The organism is Bradyrhizobium sp. NBAIM08 (assembly GCF_020193935.1).
In the GTDB taxonomy this organism is placed as follows: domain Bacteria; phylum Pseudomonadota; class Alphaproteobacteria; order Rhizobiales; family Xanthobacteraceae; genus Bradyrhizobium; species Bradyrhizobium yuanmingense.
Genome location: NZ_JADYVR010001028.1, coordinates 1 through 399 on the forward strand (window position 1 = coordinate 1; position 399 = coordinate 399).

1 protein-coding gene is annotated in these 399 nt (G+C 63.9%); it reads left to right on the plus strand.

The window, feature by feature from the left end; translation table 11 throughout:
* Positions 1-32: 32 nt before the first annotated feature.
* The coding region (locus I6F37_RS43290; RefSeq protein ID WP_249795502.1) for a DUF72 domain-containing protein at positions 33-399 on the plus strand (367 nt) is incomplete at its 3' end.

The window sequence follows — 399 nt, forward strand, 5'->3', positions numbered from 1 at the left end:
GCCTTGCACACATCGAGCACTGCGCCGAGCGCATGGAGGGATTCAGGCTGGCGGTCGAGTTTCGCAACGAGACGTGGTTTTACGAAAGCACGCGGGCGCGAACCCTCGAGTTCGAACGCGAGCATGGCATCGCGCATGTCGTCGTGGACGAGCCGCAGGGCTTCAAGAGCTCGATTCCGCCGATCTGGGAAGTCACGTCACCGGAAGTCGCGGTTGTGCGCCTGCACGGGCGTAACCGCGCAACGTGGATGAAGAAGGGGCTCGCGGCGGCATCCGATCGCTTCAACTATCTCTACCCGGAAGAGGAACTCGCGGCGCTCGCGCGCCCGATCCAGGCGCTGAGCGAGGAGGCCGCGAGCGTGCACGTACTGCTCAACACGAACTTCGAAGACCAGGGAC